At 74.3% G+C, this 13,186-nt stretch carries 9 protein-coding genes; 2 read left to right on the top strand and 7 right to left on the bottom strand.

Going from position 1 to position 13,186, the window contains the following annotated elements; genetic code table 11:
* Positions 1-81 precede the first annotated feature (81 nt).
* Both ACZ619_RS20980 and ACZ619_RS20975 read right to left on the bottom strand, forming a co-directional pair.
* Complete coding sequence (locus tag ACZ619_RS20980) at positions 82-1,770, bottom strand: DUF885 domain-containing protein (RefSeq protein WP_469600906.1); 1,689 nt, start codon at positions 1,768-1,770, stop codon at positions 82-84.
* A gap of 33 nt (positions 1,771-1,803) precedes the next feature.
* Positions 1,804-2,295: an Lrp/AsnC family transcriptional regulator gene (locus tag ACZ619_RS20975; protein ID WP_469600904.1), complete on the bottom strand. Its 492-nt coding sequence runs from the start codon at positions 2,293-2,295 to the stop codon at positions 1,804-1,806.
* 59 nt (positions 2,296-2,354) lie between these two features.
* Here ACZ619_RS20975 and ACZ619_RS20970 point away from each other — a divergent pair, with 59 nt between their 5' ends.
* Positions 2,355-3,512, top strand: a complete 1,158-nt coding sequence (locus ACZ619_RS20970) for a trans-sulfuration enzyme family protein (protein WP_469600901.1) — start codon at positions 2,355-2,357, stop codon at positions 3,510-3,512.
* Between the two features lie 74 nt (positions 3,513-3,586).
* Here ACZ619_RS20970 and ACZ619_RS20965 read toward each other — a convergent pair whose 3' ends face one another.
* The 5 genes from ACZ619_RS20965 to ACZ619_RS20945 all read right to left on the bottom strand — a co-directional run bounded on the left by ACZ619_RS20965 (position 3,587) and on the right by ACZ619_RS20945 (position 11,982).
* The gene (locus ACZ619_RS20965) at positions 3,587-5,026 is read right to left on the bottom strand and encodes a GNAT family N-acetyltransferase (RefSeq protein ID WP_469600899.1); all 1,440 of its coding nucleotides are present in this window, start codon (positions 5,024-5,026) and stop codon (positions 3,587-3,589) included.
* 79 nt (positions 5,027-5,105) lie between these two features.
* Positions 5,106-7,784 (bottom strand): DUF7825 domain-containing protein, encoded by a 2,679-nt coding sequence (locus tag ACZ619_RS20960; RefSeq protein ID WP_469600897.1) that lies wholly within the window; start codon positions 7,782-7,784, stop codon positions 5,106-5,108.
* Positions 7,784-9,190 carry an SWIM zinc finger family protein gene (locus ACZ619_RS20955; RefSeq protein WP_469600893.1) on the bottom strand — a complete coding sequence of 469 codons (1,407 nt, stop codon included), beginning with the start codon at positions 9,188-9,190 and terminating at the stop codon, positions 7,784-7,786. The genes ACZ619_RS20960 and ACZ619_RS20955 overlap by 1 nt, the downstream gene beginning before the upstream one ends.
* Positions 9,191-9,331: 141 nt before the next feature.
* A complete protein-coding gene (locus ACZ619_RS20950; RefSeq protein ID WP_469600890.1) occupies positions 9,332-10,912 on the bottom strand; it encodes an alkaline phosphatase D family protein in 1,581 nt (526 codons plus the stop codon).
* Positions 10,913-11,151: 239 nt separating this feature from the next.
* Entirely contained in the window at positions 11,152-11,982 is an 831-nt protein-coding gene (locus ACZ619_RS20945) for an alpha/beta fold hydrolase (protein ID WP_469600888.1), read from the bottom strand.
* A 398-nt stretch (positions 11,983-12,380) separates the two neighbouring features.
* On the opposite strand from ACZ619_RS20945, the gene ACZ619_RS20940 reads away from it, so the two are divergent.
* Positions 12,381-13,142, top strand: a complete 762-nt coding sequence (locus tag ACZ619_RS20940; protein WP_469600885.1) for a GntR family transcriptional regulator — start codon at positions 12,381-12,383, stop codon at positions 13,140-13,142.
* The last annotated feature ends 44 nt before the right edge of the window (positions 13,143-13,186 follow it).

Here is a 13,186-nt window from a genome sequence, read left to right as displayed (position 1 = left end):
CCGGTGTTCCCGGCACCAGCAAGCCGCCTGCGACCGTCCCCCGCCACCGGAGCACACCCGAACGGCAGAGCCGGCCCGCCGTCAGAGCCGCGACAGTTCGTCCACCAGGTCGTCGAGGCCCAGTGAGCCCTGGGACAGGGCGGCCATGTGCCAGGTCTTGAGGTCGAAGTCGTCGCCGTGGCGTTCGCGGGCCTTCTCCCGGCCCAGCAGCCAGGCCCGCTCGCCCAGCTTGTAGCCGATGGCCTGGCCCGGCATGGACAGGTAGCGGGTCAGCTCGCTCTCCACGAAGTCCGCCGGGCGGCTGCTGTGCGACCCGAAGAACTCCTGGGCCAGCGCGGGCGTCCAGCGCTCCCCGGGGTGGAAGGGAGAGTCGTCCGGGATCGTCAGCTCCAGGTGCATGCCGATGTCGATGATGACCCGCGCGGCCCGCATCATCTGCGCGTCCAGGTAGCCGAGGCGCCGCTCCGGGTCGGTGAGGAAGCCCAGCTCGTCCATGAGCCGCTCCGCGTACAGCGCCCAGCCCTCCGCGTTGGCGCTCACCATGCCCACGCCTGCCTGGTAGCGGGAGAGGTTCTCGGCGATGTGCTTCCACTGCGCCAGCTGGAGGTGGTGGCCGGGCACGCCCTCGTGGTACCAGGTCGAGACCAGGTCGTACACCGGGAACCGGGTCTGGCCCATGGTCGGCAGCCAGGTGCAGCCGGGGCGGGAGAAGTCGTCCGACGGGGGCGTGTAGTACGGCGCCGCCGCGCTGCCGGGCGGAGCGATCCGGGACTCGACCCGGCGGACCCGCTCGGCCAGGTCGAAGTGGGTGCCGTCGAGCTTCTCGATGGCCTCGTCCATCACGCCTTGCAGCCAGCGCTGCACCTCGTCGACGCCCTCGATGTGGGTGCCGTGCTCGTCCAGGTGGGCCAGCGCCACCCACGGCGTCTCGGCGCCGGGCAGGATCTTCTCCGCCTCGGCCCTCATCTCGCCGAGGATCCGGTGGTACTCCGACCAGCCGTACGCGTACGCCTCGTCCAGGTCCAGGTCCGTGCCGTTGAAGTAGCGGACCCAGCGCGCGTACCGCTCCCGGCCCACCACGTCCGGCGCGCCCTCGACGGCCGGCGCGTACACGTCCCGCATCCAGTCCCGCAGCGCCGCGACCGCCTCGGTGGCGGAACGGCCCGCCGCGTCCAGCTCGCCGCGCGACGACTCCGGGCCGGCCGCCGCGAACTGCTCGAACCAGCCGCGGCCGTCGCCCGTGTCGGACCACTCGCCGAGCTGTCCGACGAAGGTGGCGGTGGCCCGCGGGCCCGCGTACAGCTTCCGTTCCAGGCCGAGTTCGAGGGACTGCCGGTAGCCCTCCAGCGCGGCCGGCACCGCGCGCAGCCGTTCGGCGACGGCCGCCCAGTCCTCCTCGGTGGCCGTCGGCGTCACGGTGAAGACCTGGCGCACCGCGTGCGCGACCGAGCTCAGGTTGCTGACCGACCGCAGGCCCTCGTCCGCCTCGTGCACGGCCTGCGAGGCGGTGAGCCGTTCGCGCAGCAGCCGGGCGCACCGACGCTCGATGTCGCTGTCCGCGCCCGGCTGCCGTTCCGCCTCGTCGAGCCTGGCGAGGGTGGAGCGCCGCAGCCGGGCGAGCGCTTCGTCACCGGCCGGGGAGGTGTCGGGCAGACGGCTCGAACACTCTTTGACGCCGAGGAACGTACCGGTGATCGGGTCGAGGGCGATGAGTTCGTCGACGAAGGTGTCGGCGACCTGGCGGGGGAGCGGGCTGTTGGTCTGTGACATGCGGTCCATCCTCGTACGGGGGACCGCCGCGCGTCACTGGGATTGAGCCGACGGCGTAGGCGGCAGCAGCGGCCCGCAGTCCCACTGCTGGAAGATCAACCGGGTCTCCACCCGGGCCACTTCGCGACGGGAGGTGAACCCGTCCAGGACCAGCCGCTGCAGGTCCGCCATGTCCGCCACGGCCACATGGACGAGGTAGTCGTCGGGACCGGTGAGGTGGAACACCGTCCGCGACTCCGGCAGCGCCCTGATCCGCTCCACGAACGGCCCGACCAACTCCCGCCGATGCGGTCTGACCTGGACCGACAGCAGCGCCTCCAGCCCCCGCCCGAGCCTGGCCGGATCGAGCTTTAGCCGGTGGCCGAGGATCACCCCGCTGCGGCGCAGCCGGGCCACCCGGTCCAGACAGGTCGACGGCGCCACACCCACCTGGGCGGCGAGATCGCGGTAGGTGGTCCGGGCGTCGTTCTGCAGCAGCCGCAGCAGATGCAGATCCACCGGATCCAGTACGACGGAATCGGCCATGGCCCGAACGTAACACGGTGTAGCGCCCGGACGGCCCGGCCGGTGTTCACCCTTGCGGCATGGACTCCGTGAGCATCCGTGACCACGTATCCGGCGCCCCGCGCGCCCTGGCCACCGAGGCCGTGCACGCCGGCCGCGACGACCTCGCCCGCCAGGGCCTGCACGCCCCGCCGATCGACCTGTCCACCACCTACCCGTCGTACGACAGCCGCGCCGAGGCCGCCCGCGTCGACGCCTTCGCCGCCGACGGCGTGGACCCCACGGGACCCCCGGTCTACGGCCGGCTCGGCAACCCGACGGTCGCCCGCTTCGAGACCGCCCTCGCCCGGCTGGAGGGCACCGCGTCCGCGGTCGCCTTCGCCAGCGGCATGGCCGCCCTGACCGCCGTCCTCCTGGCCCGCGCGGCGGCCGGCCTGCGCCATGTCGTCGCCGTACGGCCCCTGTACGGGTGCAGCGACCACCTCCTGACCGCCGGGCTCCTCGGCACCGAGGTCACCTGGACCGACCCGGCCGGCATCACCGACGCGCTGCGCCCCGACACCGGGCTGGTGCTGGTCGAGTCACCGGCCAACCCGACCCTCGCCGAACTCGACCTGCGCGCGGTCGCCCACGCCTGCGGCACGGTCCCGCTGCTCGCCGACAACACCTTCGCCACGCCCGTGCTGCAACGCCCCGCCGAGCACGGGGCCGGGCTGGTGCTGCACAGCGCCACCAAGTATCTCGGCGGCCACGGCGACGTCATGGCCGGGGCGGTCGCCTGCGACGAGGAGTTCGCCGGGCAGCTCAGACGGATACGTTTCGCGACCGGCGGCGTCCTGCACCCGCTCGCCGGCTACCTGCTGCTGCGCGGCCTCTCCACCCTCCCGGTCCGGGTCCGCGCCGCCTCCGCCACCGCCGCCGAACTGGCCCGCCGCCTCACCGCCGACCCGCGCGTCGCCCGCGTCCGCTACCCGCGCCTGGGCGGCGCGATGATCGCCTTCGAGGTGTACGACGACCCGCACGAGGTCGTCTCCCGGGTACGGCTGGTCACCCCGGCCGTCAGCCTCGGCAGCGTCGACACCCTCATCCAGCACCCGGCGTCCATCAGCCACCGCATCGTGGACGCGGCCGACCGACGCGACGCCGGGGTGAGCGACGGACTCCTGCGCCTGTCGGTGGGTCTGGAAGACGTGGACGACCTGTGGGCCGACCTGGACCGGGCCCTGGGGGCGCTGTAGAGCGCCCCCAGGGGGCGCGGGGAGCTGCGCGACCAGCCACCACCCGCCCGCAGCCGTCACACAGCCCCCACCCCTTACGGCGCTTCGTTCCTCCCCTGAGGCCCGGCCGTCCCCATCACTCCCACCGCGTCCCCCGGCTCCGCCGGAACCGCCGCCAGCCGCGCGGTGATGACGAGCGTCCCCTCCTCGATCTGGTAGTCGAGCGGCAGCTCCAGCGCCCGCATCGCGGCCACCATCCCGGTGTTGGACGCCTGCGTCACCGCGTACACGCTCTCGCAGCCCGCCTCGACGGCCATCCGCACCAGCCGGCGCAGCAGTTCGCCCCCGATGCCGCGCCGCTGCCAGTCGTCCTCGACGAGCAGCGCGACCTCGGTCTCGTCGCCGTCCCACAGCAGGTGGCCCAGGCCGACGATCCGGCCCGCCGCGGTCTGCACGGCAAGCGTCCGGCCGAACCGCGGGCTGAGCAGGTGGTTCAGATAGCGGTCCGCGTCCCCGACCGGCCCGTGGTAGCGCAGCCCCAGGGTGCGTGCCGAGCAGCGCTCGTGCATCGCCCTGGCCTCCGCCAGGTCTCCGGTGTCGGCCCGGCGCACGGTGATCGCGTTGCCCTCGGGCAGCGTGAGCACGTCCTGGCCGCGCGGGATGCGCGGGCCGAGCCGGGCGTCCAGCTCCACCAGCGCCCGCGCCCGCGCGAACTCGGTGGGTGTGAACGGCAGATACGGCCGCTCCACGGTGATCACTCCGCCTTCCGGTGCGCGCAGTCGCATCACGGTGTCCTCCAGCACTCCTTCGACGGGGACCGCCTCGGGGCGCCGGGCCCCGCCGACCGGGTGGGCGGGGAGTGAACGGATCGTGCACCGTCCCAACAACTGCCGGAGTGCCAGCGGAAGTTCCGCCGCGTCGAGGGCGGTTCGGGTGGCCAGGCCCAGGACCCGGGTCGGCGCGTCCACCAGGTCGTGCGCGTCGGCCCGCTCGATCCAGGTGTCCGTGCCCCCGGCCAGCGCCACCGCCCGGGTGATCTCGCCGGCGGTCAGTTCGCCCGGCGTCCGGAGCAGGAACTCGTCCACCGTGCCGTCGGCCAGCGGATGCGTCTGGAGGCTCAGGATGTCCCCCCGGTGCCCGGCGAGCGAGGTGCACAGTGCCGCCAGCGAACCCGGCTCGTCCCGCACCGTCGTCCGCAGCCGCCACAGCGTGCTCGGGGCCACCGGGGTCCCCGAGGCGTCCGTGCCGGCCCCGGCCCGGCCCGCCCGGGCGGCGGCCGGCCGGGCGCCGGTATCGGTATCCGTCACCGGAGGTGCGTGACCTGGGCGCCTCGCCCACCAGACGTGGAAGCCCGCGGTGGCCGCCAGCACCAGCGCCGAGATCACCAGCAGCACCGGACCGTCGGGCCCGTGCCCGACCAGGTTCGCCACCGCGTCCGCCACCGCGACGGCCGTGAACAGCGCGGCGAGTTCGACGACGTCCCGCCGCCAGTGGTGCACGGGGCGGCCGTTCCGCGTGCGTGTCACATCAGACATGTCTCGATTCATGCAACCCACTGTGAAGGAACGGTGTTGCGTGATCACGAACTCTCTGTGACCGACGGGTAAAGCGTGCTTACGCTCCCTTTGTTGCGCTTTCTGCCTTCTCCTCGGCCAGCGTGTCCCGCAGCCGGCGGGCCTGGAGCACCAGCCGGGACGAGCCGTGCCGGGCCGCCGTTGCGGAGAGATGGGGCACCTCCCCGCGCGCCCCGGACCGCTCGGCGCACTCGGCCGCGACCGTGAGCAGCTCACCGAGCCCGCGGGCCGCGCCGGTGGTGCCCGCCGTCGCGAAGTCGGCCAGCAGCAGCGGCAGGGTGTGCCGGAGCACGGCCCAGGTCGTCGCGTGCGCCCCGGTGGCCGCGGCCGTCCGCGCCGCGTCGGCGACCCGCAGTGGCTTCACCGCACCGCGCCGGACCAGCTGGGCCAGGTCGGCGCCCAGCCGTGCCGGGTCGAGCTGCTCCCGCGCGGCCAGCACCAGCAGCGCGTCCACCGCGGCCAGCCGGTCCTCGGGATGCCGGGCCCCCAGCCCGTACGCCAGGCACAGATGCGTGCTCTCGCCCGCCGTGCCGCCGGACTCGGCGAGCACCGGAAGGGCGGCGGCCATGCCCTGGTGGTCGTCCACGGCGGCCTCGGAGACGTCGTGCACCAGCCGCACGGCGACCAGTTCACGCAGCTCCGGGAGGGCGGCCAGCCAGTGCCGGTGGTCGTCCTGGCCCCAGTGGTGGCAGTAGCGGACGGCGTCGGACACCGTGAACGGCCGGCCGAGCCGCCGGAACGCCTCGGGGAGGTCGCCCTGGAGTTCCAGGACCTCGCCGCACTCGACCAGGATGCGCGGACGCGACCCCCGGCGGGCGGAGCTGGGCAGGGCGGGCTCGCCCGCGGACAGCCGGCGGGCGAGCCGTTCGCCTTCCGGGGTGCCGAGCCCGCTCGCGCGCCGGGCCGCGGCCAGGGCCGCCGGACGGTCCGTGCGCCGTACCCGCAGCAGGGCCTGGGCGAAGTCGGCCTCGCCCACCCGGGCGCCGAGCCGGCGGTAGGTGTCGAGCCGGTCCACGAGGTCGTCCGGTTCCAGCAGGCCGGTGCTCCACGACGGCGTGGCCAGCAGCAGCGGCTGCGGGTCGGTCCGTATGCGATGGGCCAGTTCACGGAAGCGGATGTCGAGGACCCGGGAGAACGCGTGCCGCGCGCACTCGCCGCCGTCCGGACCGCGCTCCAGGCCGGCGAGCAGGGTGGTGGTGCGTACGACCCCGAACAGCGACGCCAGCACCAGTTCGAGGCCGTCCCGGGTGCCGAGGAGACCGCGCCGCTCGGGGCCGAAGTGGAGATCGGCATGGCGTGGGCCGAGCGTCTGGGACGTCCGCCACCACCGGGTGGCCGCCACCGGTTCCAGGGCCTCGCGCAGGGCGTCCCGGTCGCGGTGGGCGAGGCGGGCCAGACCGTCCAGCGCCCGCTCGAACACGGCCACGTCCCCGTCGGACGCCAGCAGGGCTCCGACCTCCTCGGCGAGTTCCACCGCCGTCCGCGGCGCCGGTGCGAGCCGGAACGGCTCCGGCACGGGCGGCAGCACCTCCTCGTACACCTCGGGAGCCGGCGCGAGCGCCAGGCCCAGCGCGTCGGCGGCCCGGACCCGCAGGGACGGGCTCAACTGCTCGGCCGCGCCGGCGATCCCGGACCGCGCCGCCGGATCGTCGGCCAGCCGCTTCGCGTGCCGCTCCACCAGCTTCAGCGCCCGCTCCTGCACCTGGGTGTCCTCGTGGCCGAAGGCCTGGGCCACCACCGGCAGCAGCTCCGCCGCCGAGGCCGGGTGATGGACGAGCACCTTGCCGAGCAGCACCAGCTGGGCGCGCACCAGCTTCTTCTCGGCGCGGAACAGCAGCGCCTCGGAGGCCTCGGCCAGCAGCCGTGAGGACAGGCCGCCGTCGAGCGCGAGGGCGGCGAGGACCGACTGGGCGTGGGCGGCCACCGGGGAGGCGGCGTCGCGGGCCAGGACCGTCCAGTCGGCGACGCGCTCGCGTTCCTCGTCCCGGGTGAGGGCGAGCCGCTCCAGCATCGGCAGGAAGATCTGGTGGTCGGACGGGCCGCCGCCGCGCAGCAGCCGCGCGACGCACGCGTCGACGACACCCGCCCGGTCCAGGTCGCCCGTCCCGGTCAGCTCCGCGAGGGCGCTCTGCCACGAACCGGTGCTGCCGAACAGCCAGCGGACCTCACTGATGTCGGAGAGCTCGAACAGCCCGTTCACCAGGATCGCGAGGTCCGGCTCGGCGCGCAGGACGTCGACGAGGGGGACGCGTCCCCAGTTGCGGCCGATGTGCCGGACCCAGCCGACGACATAGGCCTCCGTCGCCGGGACCTCGCAGCCGGAGCGGCGCACCAGGCCCGCCATCAGCTCGAACGGCACGTCCGCGGAGACCGGCCGGGCGGCGAGCCGGCGGGCCACATCGGCCTGCCAGCCGGGGTCCCGGTCGGCCAGCGCCTTCAGCAGGGTGTCCGCCGGCGCCTGCCGGTCGCGCAGGTCGGCCGAGGCGATCCAGGTCGCGGCCGCCGCGGCCCCCGAGTGACACATCGCCCCGGCCACCTGGAGCGCCTGACCCCTGCGTCCGAGGCGGTCCAGGCGGTTCCAGGGCGTGTCCCGCACCTCCTTGCGCAGCCTCTTCAACTCCGGCAGCAGCGCACGTCGTTCGGCGTCCGTCAGCTTCCTCACCAGCAGGGCCGTCTCCCCGGCCCGGCCCGCCTGCACCGCCGTCAGCACCGCACTCATCACGCACCCCCGCCGATCCCCGCCACGTCCTGTCCCGCCCCGGCGCCCCGCCGCACCATCCGCACCGCCAGCGCGTGCTTGCACGGTCCGCGCCCGCCCCGGTACTTCGCCCACCACAGGCAGCTGCAACTCAGCACCCCCGCCGTGTCCCGCACCCGGTGCGTGTGACCGTCCTCGGCGGTCACCGTGCCGAGGTCGCCGTCCACCGCCACCGCACCCGCGGCCACCAGTGTCCGGGCCGACCGCAGCCGGGGGTTGTGCCGCTCCACGCGCCCGGCGTCGTAGGGCAGTTCCCGGTGGAAGTAGGCGGCCTCCGCCGTGTCGTAGCCTACCCGCCCCGAGGTGCCCAGGCGGATCAGGGCCGCCCGGACCCGCTCCGGGGTCAGGCCCGAGGCGGCGGCCAGATCGGTCGGGTCCACCCGTGGCTCCCAGGCCAGCAGCACTGCCACCAGCTCCGCGTCCTCGGCGGCCTCGTCGGTGGCGAGCGCGTCCAGTACACCGCCCTCGCCGGAGAACCCGCGGGCCGCGTCGGGCGACAGGGTCAGCGTCAGCCGCATGCCCGGCAGCACGACCTCCCAGGCGGCGGCCGTCCCGGTCGCCGGGAGGGCGCCGTGCGGGCCGTACACCCGCAGCGCGGTCGCGTGACGCAGCACCCGCTGGAGCGCGGCCAGCCGCTCCGGGCCGGGCAGGCACACCGCGCCCGGCACCGGGCGGGTCGTCGGGCGCAGGCCCCGGCCCACCGGCACCACCCAGCGCGGGCCCGCCGAGCCGCGGCGCGCGGTGCCGCCGCGGGGGAGCGAGCGCAGGAAACGCACCGCCTCGTCCGCCGGGAGCTCGGCCCGCAGGTCGAAGCCGGCCGCCACGACCTGCGCCTCCGCGAAGCCGCGCAGCCAGCGGTCCGGCAGCGGCACCTTCTTCTCCACCACCGGGCCGTCCAGCGTGGTCACCGCCAGCTCCTCGGGGCCGACGCGCAGATGCAGCGGGTCGTCCGAGCCCAGCCGGGAAAGCGCCTCCCGCAGCGGGTTGTTGACGTCGACGTTCGTCGTCCCGTGGCCCACCTCGCCGCCGTCCAGACCCGGGCCGAGCACGTCCAGCCGGGCGTACACGCCGCCGCAGCCGGAGAAGGACTCGAAGCGCAGCCGGTCGCCGTTGCCCGTCACCACCGGGTCCAGCGAGGCGCGCAGCTGCGGCTGGTAGTACCGGGCCGCCGCCACGTCGGCCACCGCGAGCAACCCGGCCGCGGCCACCTGGGGTGAGGTCAGGAAACCCGCGAAGAACCGCGGATGGTCCTCGACGCCGGTGGGTGTCGCACCCCGGGAGGTCTCGAGTCCGAGGTGGCGTCCGCCGGCGCCGGAGCGCAGCACGGAGGGGTGGCGATAAGCCACGGCCTGGGAAGATCGCGTCATGGGAAAAACGGTAGAGGCGGCCACTGACAATCGGCCCTGACCTGCGAAAACACCCTGTGGACAGGCGAGTTGCGGGAACGCGGCAGGGCCGCGCACCGGGGGATGACGCCGGGGCGCGGCCCTGGGAGGAGCGTACGGGAGTCACTGGCCGACCAGGCCCGGCCGCAGCGTCCGCGTGAACAGCACGGTGCCGTCGAACTCGCGCAGCCGCACCGTCAGTTCACCGCTGCCGCCGTCGATGTCGACCTCGCCGAAGAACTGGTAGCCCTCCGCGGGCGACACGTTCGAGGCGGTCGGCGCCTTGACGAACACCCGGTCGGGGCCGAACGTGCCGTCCAGCGCGCTGGCCGGGAAGGCGCCGGCGTTCAGCGGACCGGAGACGAACTCCCAGAACGGCTCGAAGTCGGTGAACGCGGCCCGTGACGGGTCGTAGTGCTGGGCCGAGGTGTGGTGGACGTCGGCCGTCAGCCACAGCGTGCCGGTGATCCTCCGGTGCTTGACGTACCGCAGCAGCTCGGCGATCTGCAGCTCGCGGCCGAGCGGCGCGCCCGGGTCGCCCTGGGCGACGGCCTCGAAGTTCGCCTCGCCCTCGACGCCGTCGGGCACGACCAGGCCGAGCGGCATGTCCGCGGCGATGACCTTCCACACCGCACGCGACCGGGACAGCTCGCGCTTGAGCCACTCCAGCTGCTCGGCGCCGAGGATGCCCTGCGGGTCGGCCGTCTGGTCGTCGGCGGAGTTCGCGTTGCGGTAGGTCCGCATGTCCAGCACGAACACGTCCAGCAGCGGGCCGTGGTGGTGGACGCGGTAGATCCGGCCGTCCGGGCGGTCGCCGAGGGTGGAGATCGGGAAGTACTCGGAGAACGCCCGCCGGGAGCGCAGCGCCATGTCGTCCAGCCTGGTGCCGGCCGGGTAGGCGGTCCCGGTGCCGATGACCTCGCCCGGGTACCAGTTGTTGCGGACTTCGTGGTCGTCCCACTGGATGACGCTCGGCACCTGGGCGTTGAACCGGCGCAGCGCCTGGTCCAGCAGGTTGTAGCGGAAGTTGCCGCGGAAGTCGTCCAGGGTGACCGCGACGTGCGACTTCTCCTCGGAGGTGACGTTGCGGTACAGGCTGCCGTCGGGCAGGGCCTGGGCCGTCGGGATCACGCCGTCGGCGTAGATGTTGTCGCCGCTGCACAGGAAGAAGTCCGGGTCCAGTTTCGCCATGGCGTCGAAGATGCGGTAGCCGCCGATGGACTCGTTGATGCCCCAGCCCTGTCCGGCCAGGTCGCCGGACCACACGAACCGCACGCCCTGGCGGCGGCGCGCGGACGCCGTCCGGAAGGTGCCGGTGACCGGCTCGCCGGTGCGGCGCGGGTCGTCGGGGTCCGCGAGCAGCACGCGGTAGTGGATCTGCTCGCCGGACGGCAGCCCGTGCAGCCGGGTGGTGCCGGTGAAGTCGCTGCCGGCACCGAGCAGCGGGCCGTGCCACCTGCGGGCGCCCCGGAACGACTCGGTGGCCGAGGTCTCCACGACCATCCGGGCCGGCCGGTCCGAACGGACCCAGACCAGGCCGGAGTCGGCGGTCACGTCGCCCGCCTGTACGCCCCAGTCCGCGCGGGGACGCCCGGACAGTGCGAACGCCGGCGCGGAACCGAGCGCCGTGGGCAGGGCCAGGGCCGCCGACGCGGCGAGCGAGCCGCGCAGCACGCTGCGGCGGGCGGGGAACGAAAGGGACATGAAAGGGCCTCCAGGACGGGATCCGGCCGGCAGTGCACCGCCACAACTACTGGGGCACCGCAGCGCACACGCAAACCGCGGGTGAACAACTGACCGGTCGCACGGCACCACCCGTCGAAGGCCTCCGCCATGAGCCGCACACCCTCCCGGATCCGCGCCGGCGACAGCTGCGCGTATCCCAGCACCAGCCGGTCGCCGCTCGGCGGTCCGGCGGAGGCGTGGGCCGTCGGGGTTCTCGGTCAGCGGCTGCCGTCGAGGATGACGCGGGCGACGAGTGACGGGTCGTCGTTCATCGGGCAGTGGCCGCAGCCGGGGAGCCGGACCAGGCGGGCCTTGGGGATGATCCGTTTGGCGCGGACGCCCTGCCGGCGCACCAGCAGCATGTCCCGGGTGCCCCAGCCCACGGTGACCGGGATGCCGGGGACGTCGTCGGCGAACTGCACGGCGGAGCCCGCCCGCAGGGTGTCCGCGAACCCGGTGGCCCGCGCGAGCGCCAGCGTCTCGGCGACCACGGCCTCGGGTGAACGGCGGGCCGGGCGGGCGTAGATGGTGCTGGTGAGGGCCGTCCGGCCGGCGGCGCTCCGGGACAGCCGCTCGACCAGGGGCAGCGGCAGCCGCTCCGCGATCCGGCGCATCGCGATCAGCACGCCGAAGGCGTAGCGGCGCTCGGCCTGCGACCAGAACCCGGCCGGGGAGAGCGCGGTGACGGACCGTACGAGCTGCGCGCGGCCCAGCTCCAGGGCGAGCAGCCCGCCCAGCGAGTTGCCCGCGACGTGCGGCCGGTCCAGTTCCAGGGCCTCGAACAGGGCGCCGAGCACGGAGTTGGTCGTCTCCAGGCCGTAGGAGAGTCCGGCGGGCAGCCCGGGGGAGGCGCCGAAGCCGGGCAGGTCCACGGCGATCACGTCCCGCTCGGTCGCGAGGATGTCCACCACGGGGTCCCAGGCCTGCCGGTGATGCCCTATGCCGTGCAGCAGGACCAGCGGCTCCCCGCGGCCCACACGCGCGTAGGAGACGGTCACGTCGTGCTGCCCGTGCGGGGCCGGGACCTTGAAGGAGACGGTGGCGGACATGAGTGCTCCTCGGCTGGGACTTCTGCGGACGCCGTAGACAGCTTGTCAGCAATTGCTACTGGCGGGTAGTCCCCGATGTCCCGTGTCGGCGCCGAGACGCGGTGCCGTACGCGCCCTTCGCGATCCCGACCGGCCGCGGCCCGCCGCCGAGGGCCGATTCACCCTGTTCCGGCGGCTCTCGGCGTGCGACGGGGGCTTTGCCGTTTTGTCACGAGAACGACCTCGTGCGAACGCCTCGTGAACGCTGCCCGGCACGGGCCCTGTGCGTTGTCCCAGGGATCGAGGATTGGTCTTGACCAAGGGTGTGCACCGCCCTATCGTCGCAGATAAGTACAACAACCTTTAATAAACAAGGGCGCTAAAAACGCCGCCGGACCACGGCTATTGCGGAGGACAGGGTGGGGACCACGCAGCTGGAATCGGTGCCGGAGCCGAAATACTGGCATCTCAAGACCGTGCTCAGTGAGGCACTCGACTCGGAGTTCTCGGTCGGCGAGATCCTGCCCAACGAGCGCGACCTCGCCGCTCGCTTCGGTGTGGCCCGGGCCACCCTCCGACAGGCACTCGAACAGCTCGAACTCGAAGGCCGTCTGCAGCGCCGCCGCGGTGTCGGTACGACGGTCGCGCCGCCGCGCATGGGCGTGGCGGTCGGCACCGGCCAGGACGTCTGGCCCGGCGCCCCCGGCGACGCCTGGCAGCCCGTCGACGGCACCCTCGCCGTGCCGCCCGCCGCCGTCGCGACCGCCCTGGAGACCGGCGCGGAGGAGCCCGTGCACATCGTGCGCCGCTCCCGTGTCTCCCACGGCCAGCCCGTCGCCGCCGAACTCCTCTACGTCCCCGCGTCCGCGGTGCCGGACCTGACGGGGATCGACACGCCGTCCGGGGCCGCACGCGCGCGTGCCGTCCTGCGCGAGCTGCAGCACCTGGAGCTGGAGGGCCAGGACCGCTCCGTGGAGCTCGGCTCGGCCCGCGCGGAGGACGCCAGGGAACTCGACCGCCTGCCCGGCGCGCCGGTCCTCGTCGTCACCACCCGCTTCCTCGCCGACGGCCGGACCGCCGCGCTCTCCGTCGCCACGTACCGCGCGGACACCTGCCGGCTGACCTTCGGCGCCCTGGGAGACGTGGAGATCCACCACGGACCCGAGCGCCAGGCCTCCTGACCTCCGCCCCGCACCCGCGCCCCCGCGGCGGCACGCGCCCCGGA

Source organism: Streptomyces sp. NPDC104367 (assembly GCF_055583825.1).
The sequence above is the reverse complement of the archived record's forward strand: the minus strand, read 5'-3'. Positions and strand labels throughout refer to the sequence as shown.

Bases quoted from the DNA above. Each gene is read 5' to 3' on its own strand.
- ACZ619_RS20980 (WP_469600906.1), bottom strand. From the start codon at position 1,770: ATGTCACAGACCAACAGCCCGCTCCCCCGCCAGGTCGCCGACACCTTC.
- ACZ619_RS20975 (WP_469600904.1), bottom strand. From the start codon at position 2,295: ATGGCCGATTCCGTCGTACTGGATCCGGTGGATCTGCATCTGCTGCGG.
- ACZ619_RS20970 (WP_469600901.1), top strand. From the start codon at position 2,355: ATGGACTCCGTGAGCATCCGTGACCACGTATCCGGCGCCCCGCGCGCC.
- ACZ619_RS20965 (WP_469600899.1), bottom strand. From the start codon at position 5,026: ATGTCTGATGTGACACGCACGCGGAACGGCCGCCCCGTGCACCACTGG.
- ACZ619_RS20960 (WP_469600897.1), bottom strand. From the start codon at position 7,784: ATGAGTGCGGTGCTGACGGCGGTGCAGGCGGGCCGGGCCGGGGAGACG.
- ACZ619_RS20955 (WP_469600893.1), bottom strand. From the start codon at position 9,190: ATGACGCGATCTTCCCAGGCCGTGGCTTATCGCCACCCCTCCGTGCTG.
- ACZ619_RS20950 (WP_469600890.1), bottom strand. From the start codon at position 10,912: ATGTCCCTTTCGTTCCCCGCCCGCCGCAGCGTGCTGCGCGGCTCGCTC.
- ACZ619_RS20945 (WP_469600888.1), bottom strand. From the start codon at position 11,982: ATGTCCGCCACCGTCTCCTTCAAGGTCCCGGCCCCGCACGGGCAGCAC.